The sequence below is a fragment of the Paenibacillus sp. S33 genome, assembly GCF_053615415.1.
Genome location: NZ_JBSIEZ010000001.1, coordinates 3,098,699 through 3,118,805, shown reverse-complemented (window position 1 = coordinate 3,118,805; position 20,107 = coordinate 3,098,699). Strand labels below are relative to the sequence as shown.

Sequence of the window (20,107 nt, the reverse complement as noted above, 5' to 3'; positions counted from 1 at the left end):
CTCGTTATCCTCTTTGCCGCCTTGGAACGCGAATGGTAAACTTCACTAAGCCATATAACAACGTCGTGCAACTAATGGAGGGACATTGACATGGAAGTGCTCAGGCAACTGCAAGTTTTTTTTCGCGAGAGGAGACACTATCTGTTTCTTTCTATTTTATGCCTTGCGATAGCTACGGCTCTGGGACTGGTGTATCCGAACCTGCTCCAAAGGCTCATTGATAACGCTATCATTCCAGGTGACTTCGGGAAAGTCCCGGCGCTGGCTCTGACTGTGCTGGGAGTAGTCATCATCAAAGGGTTCATGCAATTTTTACATGGTTTTTTTGGTGGACGGCTAGGTAACTATCTGGCGTACCGACTCCGCAATGCTTGTTACGAAAAGCTGCAATTTCTGTCCTTCAGATATTATGACACTGCCAAAACGGGTGATCTCATGTCCCGACTGACTGGTGATTTGGAGGCAATTCGTAACTTTATTGGGTTTGGTTTTGCCCAACTCCTCAATGTGCTACTGATGGTCGTATTCGGCTCTATGATGATGCTGTATATTAACTGGCAGCTCACCCTCATTACGATGATCAGCATGCCATTGCTGCTCTTCGTCACATTTAAGTTTGAATCCCGGATTCATCCCACCTTTCAGGAAATGCGGATTGCCCTTAGCGCCTTGACGACAGCGGTCCAAGAAAATATAACAGGTGTGCGAACCGTCAAATCTTTTGCCCGCGAATCCTATGAAGTTGAGAAATTTTCAGTACGTAATGAACAATACAAGAGTAATCAAATTCAGGCTGCTTCCTTATGGAGTCGGTTTTTCCCCGCTATGGAACTGATTGCTTCTGTCAGTGTGGTCCTTCTGTTGGGCATGGGGGGGTATCTGGTTATTCAGAAGTCAATGACCTTGGGGCAGCTCGTCGCTTTCTTTAGCTTAATTTGGTATATTATAGGCCCCATCTGGAGCATTGGCTTTCATATCAATAACTATACGCAGTCCAAAGCTTCTGGTGAAAGGGTCTTGGAACTGCTAAATCAGTCCATAGATGTAACCGATGAAGCTGGAGCACTTACACTCAATGCCGATCAGGTGAAAGGACATGTTACGTTTGAACATGTCACCTTTGCTTACGGAAATAAGCTTCCTGCTGTTGTTGACATCAATTTAGACGCACCGCCAGGATCAGTCATTGGAATTTTAGGAGGAACGGGGTCAGGGAAGTCTACCATTATTCAATTACTCATGCGCGCTTATAATGTGAATGCAGGAAGTATCAAGTTGGATGGCAAGGATATACGTCACTTAAAGATTCGCGATTTGCGTGCTCAAATTTCTTCCGTGTTTCAGGAGACGTTTTTGTTTTCGTCCTCTATACGCAACAATATTTCATATGGTTTAAGCCATGTCAGTATGGATGACATCATACGCGTTTCCAAACTGGCTCAGGCGCATGAATTCATAACTGAACTACCGCTGGGATATGACACTGTCGTCGGAGAACGTGGATTGGGACTGTCCGGAGGACAGAAACAACGGATCGCCATCGCGCGCGCACTACTCAAAAATCCGAAGATTCTGGTTCTGGATGATGCTACCAGTGCGGTCGATATGGAAACAGAGCATGAAATACAGACCGGTTTTCAAGAGGTTATGCGTGGTCGAACAACATTCATAATCGCTCATCGAATCTCTTCGCTTCGTCATGCTAATGAAATTGTGGTGCTTGAGGAAGGACGAATCGTTCAGCGTGGAACACATGAACAGCTCATTGCTACTCCAGGTCCATATCAGGATGTGTATCATATTCAATACGCCGATTACATAGCTCAGGCTCCAGACGGTGTATCCGAAGGGCAGGTGAGACCATGAATATACCCGCAGAAAAAGTCAAACCGTTAAAAAAACCAACGAATGAGCGCTTTGTCTATCAAGATGATGATGTCATTGACAAACCGTTTAACTGGTCAGAATTCAAACGTTTGTTGGCATACATGAAGCCTTATGCCCGTCAGATTTTGCCGATCCTTCTGGTCATGATGATTCTCGGCACCATTACCAAACTGACTGTTCCTTATTTGATCAGTCTGGCCATTGATAAAGCAATTGCTCCCGCATGGCCTGCACTGCCCAGCGTAAAGTTGCTGTTGCTCATCACGGGTGCCGTGCTCTTGTTATATTTAATTCAATGGGCAGCCAGCACGTACCGCATTAAATTCACCAATATTATCGGTCAACGGGTTATTTACGATTTGCGTGAAGATTTGTTCAAGCATATTCAAAAGCTATCTTTTAACTTTTTTGATAAGAGACCGGCAGGTTCTGTATTAGTGCGCGTGACGAATGACATTAACTCGCTACAGGATCTATTTACGAACGGTGCAGTGAATGTCCTGATTGACTGCGTACAGCTTATCGGAATTATTGTCATTTTGCTGCTTATTAACTGGAAGCTCGGTTTAGCGGTAATTGTCACTGTTCCGATCATGTTTTTGATCTCGACCAAGCTGCGCGTACGTATCCGCCGCGCTTGGCAAGAAGTGCGTATGAAGAACTCGCGTATCAACTCTCATTTGAATGAGTCTATTCAGGGGATTCGTGTGACACAAGCATATACGCAGGAGCAGGAAAACATGGCTTATTTCGACGACATGAACAGCTCTAGCAAAAAGTCGTGGGATAAGGCTTCTGCCATGAATCAGGTCTTTGGCCCACTTATTGATATTACCGGAGGATTTGGTACGCTTGTGCTGTTCTGGTTTGGAGCGCATTTAATTCAGACAGACCAACTTACGGTGGGACTACTGGTTGCGTTTGCCAACTATGTTGGGAACTTTTGGGAGCCGATTAATCGGCTGGGCCAAATGTATAATCAGTTACTGGTTGCGATGGCTTCGTCAGAACGAATTTTTGAGTTTATGGATGAACAGCCGAATATTGCAAACAAACCGGGAGCAATAGCCTTGCCGCCCATTCGGGGAGACATCCAATTTGAAAAGGTCATTTTTGAGTATGAAAAGGGACGTCAGGCGCTTAAAGGTATTAATCTTTCTGTCGAGGCGGGTCAATCTATAGCGCTTGTGGGTCATACCGGATCAGGTAAAAGTACAATTATTAATCTGCTAAGCCGTTTTTATGACATTACGTCAGGGCGGCTTACGATTGACGGTCATGATGTGCGTGATGTCACGGTGGAGAGCTTGCGAAGCCAGATTAGCATCGTACTTCAGGATACATTTATTTTTTCGGGGACGATCCGTGATAATATTCGATTTGGCCGTTTGGATGCAACGGATGAGGAAATTGAAGCGGCTGCGAAGGCGGTCAATGCTCATGAATTCATTGTTCACTTGCCAGCTGGCTATGAAACAGAGGTAGAGGAGCGGGGGGGAATGCTGTCCATGGGCCAGCGACAGCTCTTATCCTTTGCTCGTGCCTTGCTGGCTAATCCGCGAATTCTTATCCTAGATGAGGCCACAGCTAGTATTGATACAGAAACGGAGTTGAAAATTCAGGAGGCTCTTCAGGTTTTACTAGAAGGCAGAACTTCTTTTATGGTCGCTCACCGTTTGTCCACCATCCGTAATGCTGATCATATCGTTGTACTGGATCATGGGGAAATCCAAGAAAGTGGTAATCATGAACAATTGATGAAAAAACATGGAATATATCGGGGGCTGGTGGAAGCACAGTTCAGATTTTTGTAAAAAAAAGATCAAAAAATCGCGTTTTTTGTAAATTTTAATGCCGAGCACTATTGCATTCTTGGAGCTAAACCCTGAAAATAAAGATGAAAAGAGATCAGAGCAATTTCGTCAGAGGGGGAAGAGTTCAAGATGTGGGGTGCTCCTTTTTCTGCCAAGGCTAAGAAGATGCTGCTGCTGGGTAGCGGCGAATTGGGAAAAGAAGTCATTATTGAAGCTCAGCGGCTTGGCGTGGAATGTATTGCTGTAGATCGCTATGAACTGGCTCCAGCAATGCAGGTGGCCCATCGCTCTCACTGTCTGGATATGCAGGATGCTGAGGCGTTGAAGGCACTAATTCGTAAGGAAAAGCCCGACATAATTGTACCTGAAATCGAAGCTATTGCTACGGGTGCTTTGGAAGAATTAGAGCAAGAAGGATTTCACGTAGTACCAACGGCCCGTGCCGCCCGTCTTACGATGGACCGGGAAGGTATCCGCAGGCTGGCTGTCGAGAAATTAGAGCTTCCGACTGCTGCCTATCGTTTTGCAGATAACTTTGAGCAGTTGCGGTCGGCGGTTCATGAGCTGGGCACGCCATGCGTGGTCAAGCCCTTGATGAGTTCGTCGGGTAAAGGGCAGTCTGTATGCCGGGCAATCGAAGATGCAGAATCCTGCTGGAATACGGCGCTGGAAGGCGCGCGTGCCAAAACAACACGTGTCATTGTTGAAGCTTTTGTCCCGTTTGAGAGCGAAATTACCTTATTGACCGTCAGATCGGTTTTGGGTACGACTTTTTGCCCACCGATTGGCCACATTCAGAAAGATGGGGATTATGTCGAATCCTGGCAGCCTCATGGCATGACGGACAAGCAGCTTTCGGAAGCGGAAGACATTGCCCGTAGGATAACGGATGAACTGGGTGGTTACGGATTGTTTGGCGTAGAGCTATTTTTAACAGCTGATGGCGTCATATTCAGTGAAGTATCCCCTCGTCCGCATGATACAGGAATGGTGACCATGATTACGCAGGATTTGTCGGAATTTGCGCTTCACGTGCGGGCCATTCTCGGATTCCCGCTGCCATCCGTCACGCTGCTTACACCAGGAGCTTCAGCTACTTTGAAGGCAGAAGTGACTACGCGGGATTTTGTAATAAGCGGTCTGCATGATGCATTATTGCTACCCCGGACACAGGTGCGAGTGTTCGGGAAGCCTGAAACCAAGCCGGGACGCCGGATGGCTGTAGCGCTTAGCGCTGCAGAAGATGTGGAAACAGCACGGAAGACGGCCAAAGAAGCTGCTAATATGCTGAAAGTGGAGGTAAATCATGTCTAACAATGTGATGATTCCAGTACTGACAATTCGTTCCGTAGAGCTTGGCGATTGCGAAGCCGTAACTGGACTACTAAGAGAAGTCGGATACCCGATGACTTGTGGTGTAATGAAAGAAGTTATGGGAACAGCGCGGGAGGACAGTCAAGCGAATATGATGGTTGCAGAAATGGATGGTCGTGTTGTCGGAGTAATCGGCATGCATACGGCTCAAAGCTTGGCTTATCCTGATCCTGCCGTACAAATCACCATGCTGGTCGTGAGCGGGGAGTATCGCGGCGAGGGCATTGGCAAGCGCCTGGTGGCTTGTGGTGAGGAGTGGGGACGTGCGCAAGGATGCTATCATTTATTCATTACCGGAGCGAATAACCGCATCAAACAAGTAGAGGCCCGAGCTTTCTACAACCGAATCGGCTTTGAAAAGCAAGGCTACCGTTTCAGCAAAAAGCTTAGATAATCAGCCTATAACAAGACAATCTAATACTTAAAGCCTCACTACTTTTAACTTAGTTCCGCATGGGTCAATTCCGAGCGGGGCTATTTTTTTTCCAACTTTTATACCATTGATCCTGCTATAAAACATGATATACTGCTAGAGTAAAGATTACAAAGTTGTAACCAGACGCGTTCACACCAAGGCATTTATACAACAAGGAGATGACGAAATGAAGAATATGTTGAAAAAAACACTGGTGATGGGAAGTCTTAGCGCCATTTTATCCGCAGGATTCATCGTTCCGGCATCAGCTTCACCAGCTGACGATTTGACTGCCCAACTACAACAATGGTTTCAAAATAACGGATATACCGTCAATATGTCCAACGGGACGACTACGATAACAAAGACCGTAATTAAGGATGTTTCTGAAAAGGACAAGGCTAAAAACAAAACAGCAAATCCTTCATCCGGCAAACAAACAACAACCAAACAGGGTGGCCAAAAGGCTTCGCAGTCTGGTACCAAGCAACAGACTCAAAAACAAAACACAAACTCAGGCGCGGGTCAGTCTGCAGGTACGAATGCACAACTCAGCAAGTCCCAATTTGCAGCTGAGGTTGTAAAGCTTGTAAATAACGAGCGCAGCCAAAAAGGTCTCAAGCCCCTCGCATCGAATGCGAAGCTTACAGAAGTAGCCTTAGTCAAGGCGAAGGATATGAGTACGAACAATTACTTTTCCCATACATCTCCGACCTATGGTTCACCATTTGATATGATGAAAAAATTCGGTGTAACTTATACGTATGCGGGTGAGAATATTGCTATGGGACAACAAACACCACAAGAAGTGATGAAAGCCTGGATGAACAGTCAGGGACATCGTGAGAATATTTTGAAGGCAGAGTTTACACAAATCGGTGTGGCTTACTACAATGGGTATTGGGTACAAGAGTTCACACGTAACTAAGATGATAGTAAATACGTTCCCAACGTTATGTCGCTGCTACGAAAAGATAGTGACGTGACGTTAATCTAAAGACCCGCTGACACGTTCAGCGGGTCTTTTGGTGTCTCTTCATCCTCCAGTGGCATAACCACTGCTTTATACCAGAAAAGACATAAGGGACGTATTTATAGTATGATAGCAGCAAGTTGAATAGATATCAGACTACTTATGGAAAGCCAGGTGAACAAATGAGCTACGAAATCGTGCATGAAGGTGCCTTTGCTATGCTCAAGGTGCAGTTGAAACCCGGGGAAATGATTAAAGCAGAAATGGGAGCGATGGTTTCCATGTCTTCCAGTGTAGATATAAAGGGGACGGTAGACGGTGGACTGTTACGTGGCTTAGGCAGAATGCTGAGCGGAGAAAAATTCTTTTTTCAAGAACTGAGGGCAGCCCGGGGACCGGCTGAGGTGTTGTTAGCCCCTGCTAGTATAGGTGATGTACAAGCGGTGGAACTGGATGGCACGTATAGGCTATTCGTCCAAAAGGACGGTTTTCTGGCTTGCACAGAAGGCATTGAGGTTAGCACCAAAATGCAAAACCTGATGAAAGGTTTATTCTCCGGTGAAGGTTTTTTTATCGTAGAAATCAGTGGTCGAGGTACGGTATTCCTGTCCTCTTATGGAGCCATTCATCCCATTTATATCGCCTCAGGAGAGGAGCGTATTATTGATAATGCTCATCTGGTGGCATGGCCGGATTATATGGATTATAAAATTGAAAAAGCATCTAAAGGCTGGTTGTCCAGCGTAACGAGTGGAGAAGCACTTGTATGCCGCTTTCGCGGTGAAGGAACGGTACTGATTCAAAGTCGAAATCCGGGCAGTTTTGGACAATGGATCAAAAGTTTTATCCCTGATAGCAAATAGTTTGATTCGTCTGATTAGAGATGAGAGGATAAACCGTTCGCAGAAGAAAGTATAATATAAGGATGGTCATTTGCCATCCTTTTTTTGCATGTTCATGGGAAATTATATGTGACTCTAAGCATTTATTGCGCTTTTATTCCGAACGGTTTATTTGCAAAATGATATGAGAAGCTTTATGTTTATTTCACTAAGCTATCAGGAGGGAACACGAGTGAATTCATCAAAATGGATTTGGCGGTCTGTCGGTTCCGTTTCCATTGCCGCCACATTGCTATTATTGTACGGATTTTTTACAGCAGTACAAAGTATCACGGCTCCAGAGCCAATGGTTAGCACTCAACCTGTACATTCCGGTTCATCGCAGACACAAACTGCGCCATCCGCTACTAATCAGACGGGAGAGTTTCGGGTAGCTGCCATTGGAGATTCGCTAGCCAAAGGCACAGGGGATGACTCCGGAAGTGGTTTTGTGCGTCGGTCGGTGAGCTTGTTGAATAATCAGGAAGGCCATAAGGCTCAGCTCATAAATAATCTGGGGATTAATGGACTGACGACTCAAGGACTATTGACCAAGCTGGATGAGCCAGGTGTTTCTTATGTGTTGAAAAAGGCTAACGTCATTATTGTCTCGATTGGCGGAAATGATTTATTTCAGGGAGCTCAGGCTGCCCAAACTGGCAAAGAGCCGCCTACACTCAGTGGTTTGCGTAAAGCTGTGCCTGATGCCGCCAAACGTCTGCAAAAAGTGCTGACAAAGGTAGGGAAAATCAATCCGAATGCTAAAATTATCTATGTCGGATTATATAATCCATTCAGTGATCTGCAGGAAATGAAAATTCCCGGTAATCTTGTAGTAACAGAATGGAATCTGGCTGCCATGGCAATTACCAACCAAAACAGCAATATGACTCTGGTTCCAACTTTCGATTTATTCCAGCAAAATTTGCCCGTCTATTTATCATCCGATCATTTTCATCCAAACGGACAGGGCTATCAGGCAATCGCTGAACGTATCGCGCAAGGGTTTGCAGTTGCAAACACGAAGGATGCCGATAAAGTGGATAATGAACAACAGTCTACAAGTAGCCAACCCGCTGAAGTGAAAAAGGGAGGAAACAAGCAATGAGCATCCAATCTGCTGACAAGACCGGGGCTGGAATAACCGAAAATTCGACATCAAGGGATGCATTGTCCAGTTTCCATTCCGCCAATCAGGTTGGCAGCGGAGGCAGAGACAGAAGCAATACCGAAACAGTTCTCTCTGTTCAGCACGTTAAGAAACGTATCAAACGCAAAATGATCATTCATGATGTCACATTCGACGTTCGTGCGGGTGAAATTTTCGGATTTCTTGGTCCTAATGGGGCTGGAAAAACGACGACTATTCGTATGCTGGTCGATTTAATTAAGCCTACGGAAGGGACGATTACCGTCTGTGGTCATAATGTAAATCGTGACCCTGAGCAGGCTTTACGGCATATTGGTTCTATTGTGGAAAATCCAGAGGTGTACAGCTACCTGACAGGGTGGGAGAATTTAGAGCATTTTGCCCGTATGCAGCCTGGTGTAGACGAGCAGCGTATCCGCGAAGTCGTTGAGCTGGTTCGGCTCGATCGCCGTATCCATGATAAAGTAAGTACGTATTCTCTCGGAATGCGCCAGCGCCTTGGTATAGCCCAAGCCTTGCTAGGTAGACCGAAATTACTCATTTTGGATGAACCGACGAACGGGTTAGACCCCAAGGGGATCAAGGAAATGAGAGCTTTTATCCGTTTGCTAGCGGCAGAAGGCATGGCTGTATTTGTTTCCAGCCATTTGCTCAGCGAAATCCAGCTGCTATGTGATCGGGTGGCAATTATAAGTCGGGGAAAGGTGCTAGCTGTAGGTGGTGTACGGGAACTGGTTGAGACGCACTCGCACATGGCCGTGTGGCAACTGGAGCCTCGTGATCAGGGTCTTGCCATATTGCAAAATTCTCCGCATGTGCAAATGATTACGAATGCCGATGAATTAATTGATGACAGCATTGTTGCAGGCAGCGGAGCCGATGCAATTTTTACAGAAATGGATGAAGAGCATATTGCGGAGCTGGTGACACAAATGACGGCTTCCGGTATTTCCGTTAAAGGTGTAACCAAAATCAACCCTACACTGGAGCAGCTATTCCTGAAAATGACGGAAGGTGAGATACTTGAATAACATTTTACCGCTCGTACAAAATGAAACGCTCAAAATTATTAAGAAGAAACGATTTTATGTCATTTTACTTGTTTTACTTGTGCTTGTGCCGATTTTTACGTACGCTCAGATGAAAGTGGCAGAAAACAATCGCGAAAAATTCGGCAATGATTGGCGGCTTGAACTACGCCAGGCGATTACCGATAATCAAAACTCGCTGGGAAGTGACCGGGTTCCCGAGGAATGGAAGACCTATCGTCGGGTCTTTGTGCAGCAGATGCAATATTATTTGGAGAATGATGTGAATCCCAATGAGCCGAGTGGCGTCACCTTTACTAGAGAGTTTATGGATAATTCCATAAATCTGTTCGTTCCGCTGTTGATTATGGCCATTGCCTCCGACTTGGTTTCTGGAGAACGGACGACAGGCACGATAAAAATGTTGCTGACTCGCCCAGTCAGGCGGTGGAAAATACTGCTGAGCAAGCTACTGACATTGTATATGTTCGTCTCGCTCATCATTTTGGCTGTATTTATAATTAGCTATCTCATATCAGGCTTGTTTTTTGGTTTTCGCGGTTTTAATGTTCCGGTATTTACCGGATTTCAAATTGTTGGATCGACGGTGGATTTGTCTGCTGTACATGCGATTCCACAATGGCATTATCTGATGCTGCAAGCCGGATTGATCTGGTTTGTCAGTCTTGTGGTAGCTTCGTTAGCCTTTATGGTATCTGTCCTGGTACGAAGTACGGCGGCAAGTATCGTGGTCATGATGGCTGCGCTTATTTCGGGCACTATTTTGACAAACATGGCTTCATCTTGGCAGAGTGCTAAATATTTATTTATGGTTAACCTCGAATTAACCGATTATTTATCTGGAAGCCCCGCCCCGATTGAGGGAATGACCTTACCCTTTTCTTTAGCTGTACTGTGCATTTGGGGGGCTGCGGCATTGATTGTTTCATTCGCCGTCTTTACGAAACGGGATATATTGAATTAAAATGGACAAGGTAAAAGAAAACATCTGTTTGCATTTTTGGTGAAAATCATCAAGAATAAGGCAAAACACGGTTACGATTAGACAAAGGGGGAGCATGAATGGTCGACAAAATCGACTTGTCTGCGGGAGTGTCCGGCACACAAAGCGGAGCTTCAGAATATGGCGCGGACGACATTCAAGTGCTCGAAGGGCTTGTGGCAGTTCGCAAACGGCCGGGCATGTACATCGGGAGCACCAGTTCTTCGGGACTGCATCATTTGGTATGGGAAATTGTAGACAACGCGGTGGATGAACATCTCGCCAAGTTTTGCTCTCGCATTGATATTACAATGCATAAGGACGGTTCCGTTACAGTATCAGACAACGGGCGCGGTATTCCTACAGGAATGCACAAAACGGGAATTCCTACGCCTCAGGTTGTATTCACCATTTTGCACGCCGGAGGTAAGTTTGGCGGTTCGGGATATAAAAAGTCCGGGGGTCTGCATGGTGTAGGTGCGTCTGTAACGAACGCTCTTTCGGAATGGCTTGAAGTAGAAATTTACCGGGACGGCAAGATTCACCGTCAGCGGTTTGAATATTGGCAGGACAAGAAGGGCGTGGAGCATGTCGGAGAACCGACCACAGGCCTTGAAGTGCTGGGCAATACTAACAAGACGGGCTCGAAAATTACATTTAAACCGGATATTCGTGTTTTTCAGGCAGGCATTCATTTTAACTACGATACGTTGGCTGAGCGCCTTCAGGAAATTGCTTTTCTAAATTCGGGCCTTCGTATTCAACTTAAAGACGAACGCAGCGGAAAGTCAGATGAGTATTTTTATGAGGGTGGCGCAAGTCAGTTTGTTGCTTTTCTGAATGAGGGCAAGGATGTGCTGCATGACGTTATTCACTTTAATGCCGAGAAAGAAGACATTGAAGTAGAGATTGCCATCCAGTACAATGCGGGTTATACAGAGACGATTGCTTCGTTCGTTAACTCCATTCCGACACGTGGCGGAGGCACGCATGAAACGGGATTCAAAACCGCTTACACTCGTGTCATGAACGACTATGCGCGCAAAACGGTGATGTTGAAAGAAAAGGATAAAAACTTGGAGGGCAACGATCTACGTGAGGGCATGATGGCTGTAATCAGTGTCAAGATGGCTGAAGTTGAATTTGTCGGCCAGACAAAGGATCAGCTGGGTAGCGCTTCGGCACGGAGTACAGTGGATGCCATCGTATCTGAGCAGATGCAGCGTTTTTTGGAAGAAAATCCGCAGATAGCACAAACTTTGATCAAGAAGGCAGTTCAAGCATCCAGAGCGCGTGAAGCTGCACGTAAAGCTCGGGATGAGATGCGTTCCGGCAAAAAGCGCAGTGAAAGTTCCAATTTGAATGGTAAACTGTCGCCTGCGCAGTCCAAGGATTTTACACGTAATGAGTTGTTTATTGTGGAAGGCGATTCGGCTGGAGGATCAGCCAAGCAGGGACGGGATTCCAAAATTCAGGCCATATTGCCGCTAAAGGGCAAGCCGATGAATCCGGAAAAATCCAAACTGGCGGATATTATGAAGAATGATGAGTACCGTGCTATTACAGCAGCTATTGGTGCGGGGGTAGGAACAGAGTTTTCGCTGGAAGACAGCAATTATTCCAAAATCATCATTATGACCGATGCAGATACAGATGGTGCGCACATTCAAGTACTGTTGTTGACGTTCTTTTATCGGTACATGAAAGAGCTTATTGATGCAGGACGCATATTTATTGCTCAACCGCCATTGTATAAAATAACTCGAAAGTCGGGTAAGCTCGAAACGGTGCGTTATGCTTGGACTGACGAGCAGCTTGATAATTATCTAAAAGAATTTGGACGAAATTTTGAGCTTCAGCGCTATAAAGGACTTGGGGAAATGAACCCTGATCAGTTATGGGAAACAACGATGAATCCCGATTCACGCACCTTGTTACGCGTTCAGATAGAGGATGCAGCCAAGGCTGAACGCAGGGTGTCCACTTTGATGGGTGATAAGGTGGATCCGCGCAAGCGCTGGATCGTGGAAAACGTAGATTTCACGGAATACGTAGAGTAGTGCTATCAAAAGAGGTGTATACATGAGCTTATCGGAGCAGTTTTTGCCAGCTTTTCTGGAGGAAGTGGTCGGTGACCGCTTTGGCCGATATTCCAAATATATTATTCAGGATCGGGCGATACCCGATGTACGAGATGGATTAAAACCCGTACAACGTCGTATTCTGTATGCAATGTACGATTCGGGCAATACGCCGGATAAAGCATATCGTAAATCAGCCAAAACCGTTGGGGACGTTATGGGTAATTACCACCCCCACGGTGACTCGTCGATTTACGACGGCATGGTACGGATGGCGCAGCCTTGGAAAATGAGTCACGTGCTTGTGGATGGTCACGGTAACTGGGGCTCTCAGGATGATGATCCGGCGGCAGCTATGCGTTATACGGAGGCTCGCTTGTCTCCGATCGCAATGGAAATGCTGCGCGATATTGAAAAGCGTACGGTTTTGTTCAAGGACAATTTTGATAACTCGGCCAAAGAGCCTGTTGTGTTGCCGTCTCGTTATCCAAATTTGTTGGTGAACGGTTCCAGTGGGATCTCGGCAGGATTTGCGACAGAGATCCCTACACATAGTTTACGCGAAGTTATTGATGCCAGCATTGCGGTGATGGAAAAGCCGGAGATTGAGCTGGAAGAGATTATGACCTTTATTAAAGGTCCTGATTTCCCGACGGGCGGACTCATTATGGGTGGCGAAGGCATCAAGGACGCTTACCGCACGGGAAAAGGACGCATTTATATTCGTTCCAAAACGGAAATTCAGTCTTTGCGCGGAGGCAAGCAGCAGCTGGTCATTACCGAAATCCCATACCAGATCGTCAAATCAAGGCTCGTAACCGCCATGGAAAATATCCGTCTGGAGAAAAAGGTGGAAGGGATTGCCGAGGTTCGTGACGAAAGTGGACGAAATGGTTTGCGCATTGTTGTAGAGCTGAAGAAGGAAGCTGATGCGGAAGGGATTTTGGCTTATTTGCTGAAAAAAACCGACCTACAGGTGGCATATAACTTCAACATGGTAGCCATTGTGAACAAGGCGCCACATCAGCTTGGGCTGAAGTCCATTTTGGAAGCGTATATCGCCCATCAACGCGAAGTTGTCACTCACCGTATCCAGTATGAACTGGAAAAGGCAGAGGATCGTGCCCATGTGCTGGAAGGTTTGGTCAAAGCACTGAACATTCTGGATGAGGTCATCGCAGCCATTAAAGCTTCCAAAAATCGTCAGGACGCACAAAATAATTTGCAATGGATGTTTGGTTTTAGCGAACGGCAGGCAGATTCTATTTTGACCTTGCAGTTGTACCGTCTCACCAATCTGGAAATCACCACGCTTGAAAAAGAACTGGGTGATATCCAGAAAAAAATCGCGCAATATCGTTCTATTCTGGAAAGTGATCGCAAGCTGATCAGTCTGATTCGCAAGGAACTTTTGGAAATTCGCGAAAAGTACGGCATTGACCGTCGTTCAGATATCCAGGGCGAGGTAGAAGAGATTAAGGTGAACCTGGAAGTCATGGTGGGAGCAGAGGATGTACTGCTGACACTCTCGAAAGATGGCTATGTGAAACGTACAAGTATGTTGTCATTCACTCGTTCAGGCGGGGAACGTTCAAGTTCTGGTGTTAAAGAAGGGGATTACGTTACCCAATTGCTTGATGTGAATACGCTGGATGTATTGCTCGTCTTCACCCAGCGCGGACAATATTTTTTACTGCCTGTACATCAGGTGCCAGAGTATAAGTGGAAAGAGCCGGGCACACCCATTGTCAACGTCATTCCGTTATCGAAGGAAGATCGTATCGTAAGTGTTATTCCGCTCAAAAACATCGAGGAAATCGGCAAAAGTCTAGTATTTGTAACAAAGAAGGGCCAAGTAAAGCGTACAGAATTAAAAGAATATGCTACAAAACGTTCTAGTGCCGTAGCCGCCTGCAAAGTAGCAGGGGACGATGAGGTATTATCGGTAACGTTAAGCGAGGGTACCCGGGATATTATGCTGATTACCCGCGCGGGTATGAGTATACGCTTCAAGGAGCAAGAGGTTAATGCGATGGGTCGCGTCTCGGCTGGTGTCAAAGGTATACAGCTAGCAGAAGGCGATGAAATTATCGCGGCGTTATGGGTAGAAGAGGATGAAGGAGAAGTGTTGGTGCTGACCGAGTCCGGTTATGGTAAGCGTACGCTTCTGCTGGATTATCCTACACAGGGAAGAGGCGGCAAAGGTATCACCACCTTTGAGTTCAAGGAAGGCAAACGAGTACGTTCGAATGGAACTCGAATCGTGGCTGCCTTCTATTGCCGTGAAGCTGTTCAATTATTTGCAATCACAGCAGAAGGAGAAACGATGTCCTTCCTTTCGGAAAAGGCTCCTTTGACCGACCGAAAGGATACGGGCAAGCTGCTGGCTCCAGTGGAGAAGAAGGACGAAATTGTGAATGTGCTGCTGCGTAGTGAGCCGCAAGCTTCTCAGTCCATAGAATAATAGGAAAGTCAAGCGCTTATTAGCTCGAAAAAGAGAGGTTCTCTCGTGCCATTCCGGCACGAATGAGGACCTTTTTGCCGTCATGCTGTCGAACCCTGACCAGCCTTCAAAACCGAGGTGAGACTTCCTTCCCCTTTTCATTTCGTGCTCCAAAAACGGCAGGAAACCAGGGCTGAATGGCGAAAATTTAATGTGATGAAATACAATCCGGACGGTGGCCCATACGGTAACTTTGATGCTTTTACTGACCCTGTTATTTAAAGGAGTGAGGCAAAATGCAAACGACCGAATTTGCGAAAATCTGGTCCAGAATGGCTAAGGATTATAAGGTTCATATGGAGCAGCAGCTGGCTCCATCACTAACCGAAGCTCAACTTACGGTGCTAGAGGTTTTGAACGAATACGGCCGTATGAAACCGTCTCAACTAATCCCATATCTCGCCACCACACCAGCCGCGGTTACGATGCTGCTGGATCGGATGGAACGGAATCGACTGGTCACCCGTTTCAGAGACGTAAAAGACCGTAGAATTGTATGGATTGTCATTTCGGATCAAGGGAGAGAAGAAGTAGAGCGTGGATTACGAATACGGGATGATTTTCTGGGTTCTGCACTAAACCGAATTTCTCAGCACAATCAAAATTTGCTGGTTTATTTGTTGGGGAAAATTACAACGAAGGCGAAGACTTCAGTATCGGCAAGTGAGACTGAGGGAGTAAAGGAACCAATAGAGCGAGCAGAATAACTAGAATGGTGGCTACATGAAAAGTAGCTGTACGCAGCAGATTATCAATTTAAGGCAAATAGGAGTGCGCGGATGTAAATACCTATCGTGGTATTCATACCGCGCTTTTTTATGTTGAAGTAAAGGTGATATTTGGGTGAATGTTGACATTTACATAAGAGATGATAAAATAATAGTTATAAATAAATAACAATTCGTATACAAATAGTTGCTTGTTTATGTATATGGATTGTGAATTGGGTATTAGAAAGAAGGATGGTTTCAGTGAGTGACAGAGAGGAAGACAGACTTGAGGTGTACCGGATTATTCAATCGGTAAGGGAGGTTAACAAAACGATATTTTATGCCTTCTGGAATGAGGAGCAGCATTTGGATCTGACGGCCATTCAGCATATGGCTTTGGCAATTCTGAATAAACGCCCCAACATCGGGTTATCCGAGTTGGCAGACATAGCGCATGTGGGAAGCAGCTCTATGAGTGGGGTGGTTGACCGCTTGACCAAGGCGGGATATATTGCTCGCGGACGGCATGAGCATGACCGTAGATCCTTAGTGTTGACGCTTACGCCGGAAGGAAAAGATATCATGCAAAAAGTAGACGCCATGTGGATGGAGCGAGTCTTGCCCATTCTGGACATCTCGAAGGAGCAGCTAGAGATGGTCCTGGATATCCATAAACAAATGATCATGAAATTAACACCGAAGGGAATGAATCAACTTGAGCAGTCCTCAAATGACACTACCAGGTAATGTACGCAGAGCACCCATTGTGGCCGCTCTGTTGATTGGCGCGATTGTAGCGATATTAAATCAGACGTTGATCAGTGTGGCTTTACCGAAAATGATGAGTGATCTGAATATAGATGCCAATATAGCTCAGTGGCTCAGCACGGGCTTTATGCTCGTGAATGGGGTATTGATCCCGGTGACCGCGTTCTTGATTGCCCGTTTCTCCACTCGTAAATTGTTTATTAGCGCGATGACTATTTTTTCAATCGGCACGCTGTTATGTGCTATAGCGCCAAGCTTCAGCATATTGCTGATCGGTCGGCTTATTCAGGCCGCGGGGGCAGGTATCATGATGCCCTTAATGATGGTCGTTATCTTGAACATCTACCCAATAGAGCGTCGTGGCCGGGCGATGGGGACCCTGGGGATTGCAATGGGTTTTGCTCCAGCCATTGGGCCAACCTTATCCGGTTATATAGTACAGCATTATGACTGGCGGGTATTGTTCTGGATCATCCTGCCGATATCAGTAATTTCAATTGTGATCGGATTTATTTTTCTGAAAAATGTAACGGAGCAGTCCAAGCCAAAGCTGGACATTCCCGGCATCATTTTGTCTACGCTCGGTTTCGGTGGACTGTTATACGGCTTTAGTGATGCAGGAACATCAGGTTGGGGAAGTATTCCAGTCCTGTCTACGCTTATCGTTGGGACAATTGCGCTTATTTTGTTTATTGTTCGCCAACTGAAGGCAGATGAGCCTATGCTGGAGTTCCGTATCTTTAAATACGATGTATACAGCTTGACGACAATCATTAATGTGATTGTGACGATGGCTTTGTACGCCGGTATGATATTGCTTCCGATTTATTTGCAAAATATTCGGGGTTTTACACCGCTCCAGTCCGGTATGCTGATGTTACCGGGAGCGATTCTGATGGGGCTCATGTCTCCTGTAACGGGGGCTATTTTTGACCGAATCGGAGCACGCTGGTTGTCTGTAATTGGCTTGCTGATCATGGCTATAACGACTTGGGAATTTACAAGGTTGACCGAAACAACCACCTATATGACACTGTTAATTAATTATACGGTGCGGATGTTCGGGATGTCGTTGCTGATGATGCCGATCCAAACGGCCGGGTTGAATCAGCTTCCGCAACGATTGAATGCACATGGTACGGCAATGAGTAACACGCTGCGTATGATTTCCGGCTCGATTGGGACAGCAATTCTGGTGACAGTGATGTCCACACAAAGCAGCAACCGCTTGACATCGATTGTTACGTCTGAGGGACTAAGCGTGACGGATAAAGCGGGGATGCTGGCTGCAGGTAATCAAGCCACGATTTATGGGATTAATTCGGCTTTTATCATTGCAACAGCATTGAGTGTGGCCGCTCTGATTTTAGCATTTTTCATCAAAAATACGAATGCACAAAACGCCCATCCCCGTCAACAGCTGGTAAACAGCAAGAAGGGGCAGTCCGTGGCTTCCTCGTCATAAAAGGATGAGATGACGTATTAATTTAATTTTCTGCAAAAAAAGAACCTGGAATGCATGTTTGTTCACATGCGTTGCAGGTTCTTTGTGCAAATGGGGTCGAAGATCGATATTCAGATAGAGCAGGGCTTTCCGATTCAAATTTCAGACGTAATCATATTCTCATAAAGCGACCTTGGCCATTCATTCCATGGAAATTGGACAGGAGGTAACGAGTGAAATATCATATCGTCCTTGCTAACCGGATGCGGTGCTCCAGCGAGTAAGGACCAGAGCGCCAGCTGTTGACCGGGTCGGCTCAGATGACTGCCATATTTTTGGTCACCGTAGAGGGGACAGCCGATCGCCTGCATTTGCACACGAATTTGGTGTGAGCGTCCGGTGTGCAACTTAATCTGTACGAGACTGAGTCCATCTGCTTGTCCGATCACGTAGTATTCCAAAATGGCTTCTTTCGCACCAGCTGTGCCAGGCCGAACCGTTTGGACCGTGTTGGTTCGGCTATCCTTTAGCAAGTAATGGGTTAGACGGCCCTGTGGGTCCGTCGGAACGCCATTAAGAACTGCGGTATACAGTTTGTGAAAATGACGACTTCGTACCGACTCTGACAGGCGAGAAGCAGCTTTGGACGTCTTAGCAAAAATCATGGCCCCACCTACAGGCCGATCCAGTCTGTGAACTAAGCCCAAAAAAACGTTACCAGGCTTATTGTGTCTGATTTTTAGATCTTCCTTGAGTAAAGACAACAGATCAGGATCACCACTGGCATCCTCTTGTGTTGGAACATTGACAGGCTTTACAACTGCCAAAACATGATTGTCCTCATATAGGACAGGAATGTTCGGCTGTGCATGCTCATGCCGGGTAAGTTCATTTTGAGTCATAAGAGGAATTTAAGCCTCCCAGCGTCCGAGAATACCACAAGGCAAATTCAATCCCGAGCGTGTGATCGGCAATCCGATTTCACCAGCGCTAATTTGTCCGCCGTACTTTTGTTGCATGGTCATGCTCAGCATGTTGCGCAATACAGTAGGCGAAATACCTGTAGTATAGGAGTTAATCAGCATGAACAGCGGTTGATCCGAAATGATGCTCATGCAGGATTCGAGAAACGGGTATAAGCTTTCTTCAAGCTTCCAAGTTTCTCCGTTCGGTCCGCGTCCGTAAGAAGGAGGGTCCATGATAATGGCATCATAACGGTTGCCCCGACGTTGTTCCCGTTGCACGAACTTGAATACGTCATCCGTAATGAAGCGTACCGGACGGTCAGCCAGACCGGACAATTGAACGTTTTCCTTTGCCCACTGTACCATGCCTTTGGCGGCATCCACGTGAACTACACTGGCTCCAGCATACGCAGCAGCAGTAGTGGCTCCACCCGTGTATGCAAACAGGTTCAGTACGGATATCGGTCTGCCTGCGCCTTTGATTTTATCCATCATCCAGCTCCAGTTCGCTGCTTGCTCCGGAAAAAGACCGGTATGCTTGAAACTGGTCGGTTTAATGTGGAATTTAAGCGGTCCATAGCTAATTGTCCAGCGCTCGGGGATAGGTTTTTTCATATCCCAGTTGCCGCCACCGGAGGAACTGCGGTGATAATGCCCATGAACATTACGCCATTCGGCTGTTTCCTGGGCCAAAGGCCATATGATTTGCGGATCGGGACGACGCAGGACAATATCACCCCAACGTTCCAGTTTTTCACCACCGCCTGTATCCATTACTTCATAGTCTTTCCACTCTTGTGCTACATACATGTACAATCCATCCTTCAGCAGTCAATTCAGGATTCAGGCAGCAAGCTGCACAGAAATCCCCATATGGAGTCTATTGTACAACAAACCTCAGCAACAATCGAATGATTACATAAATAAGTAAGTAGTCAAATGGTCTAAAATATTTTTTCTCGGATGTACTTGTAATTATAGCGCTTCCATATTAAAATGGAATCAATCCCACTTGTACGTACAACAATCCGTTTTTTTATTAAAATAATGAAAAATGGATTGAATTGTACGTACATAATATTTTTTATCAACACAGCTGAAATTCTACTTA

Annotated in this window: 16 protein-coding genes; 14 read left to right on the top strand and 2 right to left on the bottom strand. The window is 46.1% G+C overall.

The features are described from left to right. Positions 1–90 precede the first annotated feature (90 nt). The 14 genes from ACWGXJ_RS14320 to ACWGXJ_RS14255 all read left to right on the top strand — a co-directional run bounded on the left by ACWGXJ_RS14320 (position 91) and on the right by ACWGXJ_RS14255 (position 18,052). Complete coding sequence (locus tag ACWGXJ_RS14320; RefSeq protein ID WP_452567023.1) at positions 91–1,866, top strand: ABC transporter ATP-binding protein; 1,776 nt, start codon at positions 91–93, stop codon at positions 1,864–1,866. After that, entirely contained in the window at positions 1,863–3,701 is a 1,839-nt protein-coding gene (locus ACWGXJ_RS14315) for an ABC transporter ATP-binding protein (protein ID WP_061831567.1), read from the top strand. Before ACWGXJ_RS14320 ends, ACWGXJ_RS14315 begins: the two co-directional genes overlap by 4 nt. Before the next feature lie 129 nt (positions 3,702–3,830). Next, positions 3,831–5,015, top strand: a complete 1,185-nt coding sequence (gene purT, locus ACWGXJ_RS14310; RefSeq protein ID WP_322159854.1) for a formate-dependent phosphoribosylglycinamide formyltransferase — start codon at positions 3,831–3,833, stop codon at positions 5,013–5,015. Further along, positions 5,008–5,469 carry a GNAT family N-acetyltransferase gene (locus ACWGXJ_RS14305; RefSeq protein ID WP_061831569.1) on the top strand — a complete coding sequence of 154 codons (462 nt, stop codon included), beginning with the start codon at positions 5,008–5,010 and terminating at the stop codon, positions 5,467–5,469. Before purT ends, ACWGXJ_RS14305 begins: the two co-directional genes overlap by 8 nt. A 208-nt stretch (positions 5,470–5,677) precedes the next feature. Then, the gene (locus tag ACWGXJ_RS14300) at positions 5,678–6,418 is read left to right on the top strand and encodes a CAP domain-containing protein (protein WP_069289777.1); all 741 of its coding nucleotides are present in this window, start codon (positions 5,678–5,680) and stop codon (positions 6,416–6,418) included. A gap of 227 nt (positions 6,419–6,645) precedes the next feature. After that, positions 6,646–7,326: a TIGR00266 family protein gene (locus ACWGXJ_RS14295; RefSeq protein ID WP_069289776.1), complete on the top strand. Its 681-nt coding sequence runs from the start codon at positions 6,646–6,648 to the stop codon at positions 7,324–7,326. 175 nt (positions 7,327–7,501) lie between these two features. After that, positions 7,502–8,452, top strand: a complete 951-nt coding sequence (locus ACWGXJ_RS14290; RefSeq protein WP_452567022.1) for a GDSL-type esterase/lipase family protein — start codon at positions 7,502–7,504, stop codon at positions 8,450–8,452. Beyond that, on the top strand, positions 8,449–9,525 hold the full coding sequence (locus ACWGXJ_RS14285; RefSeq protein WP_452567021.1) for an ABC transporter ATP-binding protein: 1,077 nt from the start codon (positions 8,449–8,451) through the stop codon (positions 9,523–9,525). Before ACWGXJ_RS14290 ends, ACWGXJ_RS14285 begins: the two co-directional genes overlap by 4 nt. Then, positions 9,518–10,507: an ABC transporter permease gene (locus tag ACWGXJ_RS14280; RefSeq protein ID WP_235309635.1), complete on the top strand. Its 990-nt coding sequence runs from the start codon at positions 9,518–9,520 to the stop codon at positions 10,505–10,507. The genes ACWGXJ_RS14285 and ACWGXJ_RS14280 overlap by 8 nt, the downstream gene beginning before the upstream one ends. A gap of 98 nt (positions 10,508–10,605) precedes the next feature. Continuing rightward, complete coding sequence (gene parE, locus ACWGXJ_RS14275; protein WP_028540692.1) at positions 10,606–12,585, top strand: DNA topoisomerase IV subunit B; 1,980 nt, start codon at positions 10,606–10,608, stop codon at positions 12,583–12,585. A gap of 22 nt (positions 12,586–12,607) precedes the next feature. Beyond that, complete coding sequence (gene gyrA / locus ACWGXJ_RS14270) at positions 12,608–15,070, top strand: DNA gyrase subunit A (protein ID WP_452567020.1); 2,463 nt, start codon at positions 12,608–12,610, stop codon at positions 15,068–15,070. 275 nt (positions 15,071–15,345) lie between these two features. Further along, entirely contained in the window at positions 15,346–15,816 is a 471-nt protein-coding gene (locus ACWGXJ_RS14265) for a MarR family winged helix-turn-helix transcriptional regulator (protein ID WP_061831576.1), read from the top strand. A gap of 264 nt (positions 15,817–16,080) precedes the next feature. Continuing rightward, a complete protein-coding gene (locus ACWGXJ_RS14260; RefSeq protein ID WP_452567019.1) occupies positions 16,081–16,566 on the top strand; it encodes a MarR family winged helix-turn-helix transcriptional regulator in 486 nt (161 codons plus the stop codon). Next, positions 16,550–18,052 carry a DHA2 family efflux MFS transporter permease subunit gene (locus ACWGXJ_RS14255; protein ID WP_442435923.1) on the top strand — a complete coding sequence of 501 codons (1,503 nt, stop codon included), beginning with the start codon at positions 16,550–16,552 and terminating at the stop codon, positions 18,050–18,052. Before ACWGXJ_RS14260 ends, ACWGXJ_RS14255 begins: the two co-directional genes overlap by 17 nt. 134 nt (positions 18,053–18,186) lie before the next feature. On the opposite strand, the gene ACWGXJ_RS14250 is transcribed toward ACWGXJ_RS14255, so the two are convergent. Next, complete coding sequence (locus tag ACWGXJ_RS14250) at positions 18,187–18,933, bottom strand: RluA family pseudouridine synthase (protein ID WP_452567018.1); 747 nt, start codon at positions 18,931–18,933, stop codon at positions 18,187–18,189. 9 nt (positions 18,934–18,942) lie between these two features. Continuing rightward, complete coding sequence (locus ACWGXJ_RS14245; RefSeq protein ID WP_028540694.1) at positions 18,943–19,806, bottom strand: class I SAM-dependent methyltransferase; 864 nt, start codon at positions 19,804–19,806, stop codon at positions 18,943–18,945. Between the last annotated feature and the right edge of the window lie 301 nt (positions 19,807–20,107).

Bases quoted from the DNA above. Each gene is read 5' to 3' on its own strand.
- parE (WP_028540692.1), top strand. From the start codon at position 10,606: ATGGTCGACAAAATCGACTTGTCTGCGGGAGTGTCCGGCACACAAAGC.
- ACWGXJ_RS14295 (WP_069289776.1), top strand. From the start codon at position 6,646: ATGAGCTACGAAATCGTGCATGAAGGTGCCTTTGCTATGCTCAAGGTG.
- ACWGXJ_RS14320 (WP_452567023.1), top strand. From the start codon at position 91: ATGGAAGTGCTCAGGCAACTGCAAGTTTTTTTTCGCGAGAGGAGACAC.
- ACWGXJ_RS14250 (WP_452567018.1), bottom strand. From the start codon at position 18,933: ATGACTCAAAATGAACTTACCCGGCATGAGCATGCACAGCCGAACATT.
- ACWGXJ_RS14285 (WP_452567021.1), top strand. From the start codon at position 8,449: ATGAGCATCCAATCTGCTGACAAGACCGGGGCTGGAATAACCGAAAAT.
- ACWGXJ_RS14245 (WP_028540694.1), bottom strand. From the start codon at position 19,806: ATGTATGTAGCACAAGAGTGGAAAGACTATGAAGTAATGGATACAGGC.
- ACWGXJ_RS14305 (WP_061831569.1), top strand. From the start codon at position 5,008: ATGTCTAACAATGTGATGATTCCAGTACTGACAATTCGTTCCGTAGAG.
- purT (WP_322159854.1), top strand. From the start codon at position 3,831: ATGTGGGGTGCTCCTTTTTCTGCCAAGGCTAAGAAGATGCTGCTGCTG.
- gyrA (WP_452567020.1), top strand. From the start codon at position 12,608: ATGAGCTTATCGGAGCAGTTTTTGCCAGCTTTTCTGGAGGAAGTGGTC.
- ACWGXJ_RS14255 (WP_442435923.1), top strand. From the start codon at position 16,550: ATGACACTACCAGGTAATGTACGCAGAGCACCCATTGTGGCCGCTCTG.
- ACWGXJ_RS14290 (WP_452567022.1), top strand. From the start codon at position 7,502: ATGTTTATTTCACTAAGCTATCAGGAGGGAACACGAGTGAATTCATCA.
- ACWGXJ_RS14265 (WP_061831576.1), top strand. From the start codon at position 15,346: ATGCAAACGACCGAATTTGCGAAAATCTGGTCCAGAATGGCTAAGGAT.
- ACWGXJ_RS14315 (WP_061831567.1), top strand. From the start codon at position 1,863: ATGAATATACCCGCAGAAAAAGTCAAACCGTTAAAAAAACCAACGAAT.
- ACWGXJ_RS14300 (WP_069289777.1), top strand. From the start codon at position 5,678: ATGAAGAATATGTTGAAAAAAACACTGGTGATGGGAAGTCTTAGCGCC.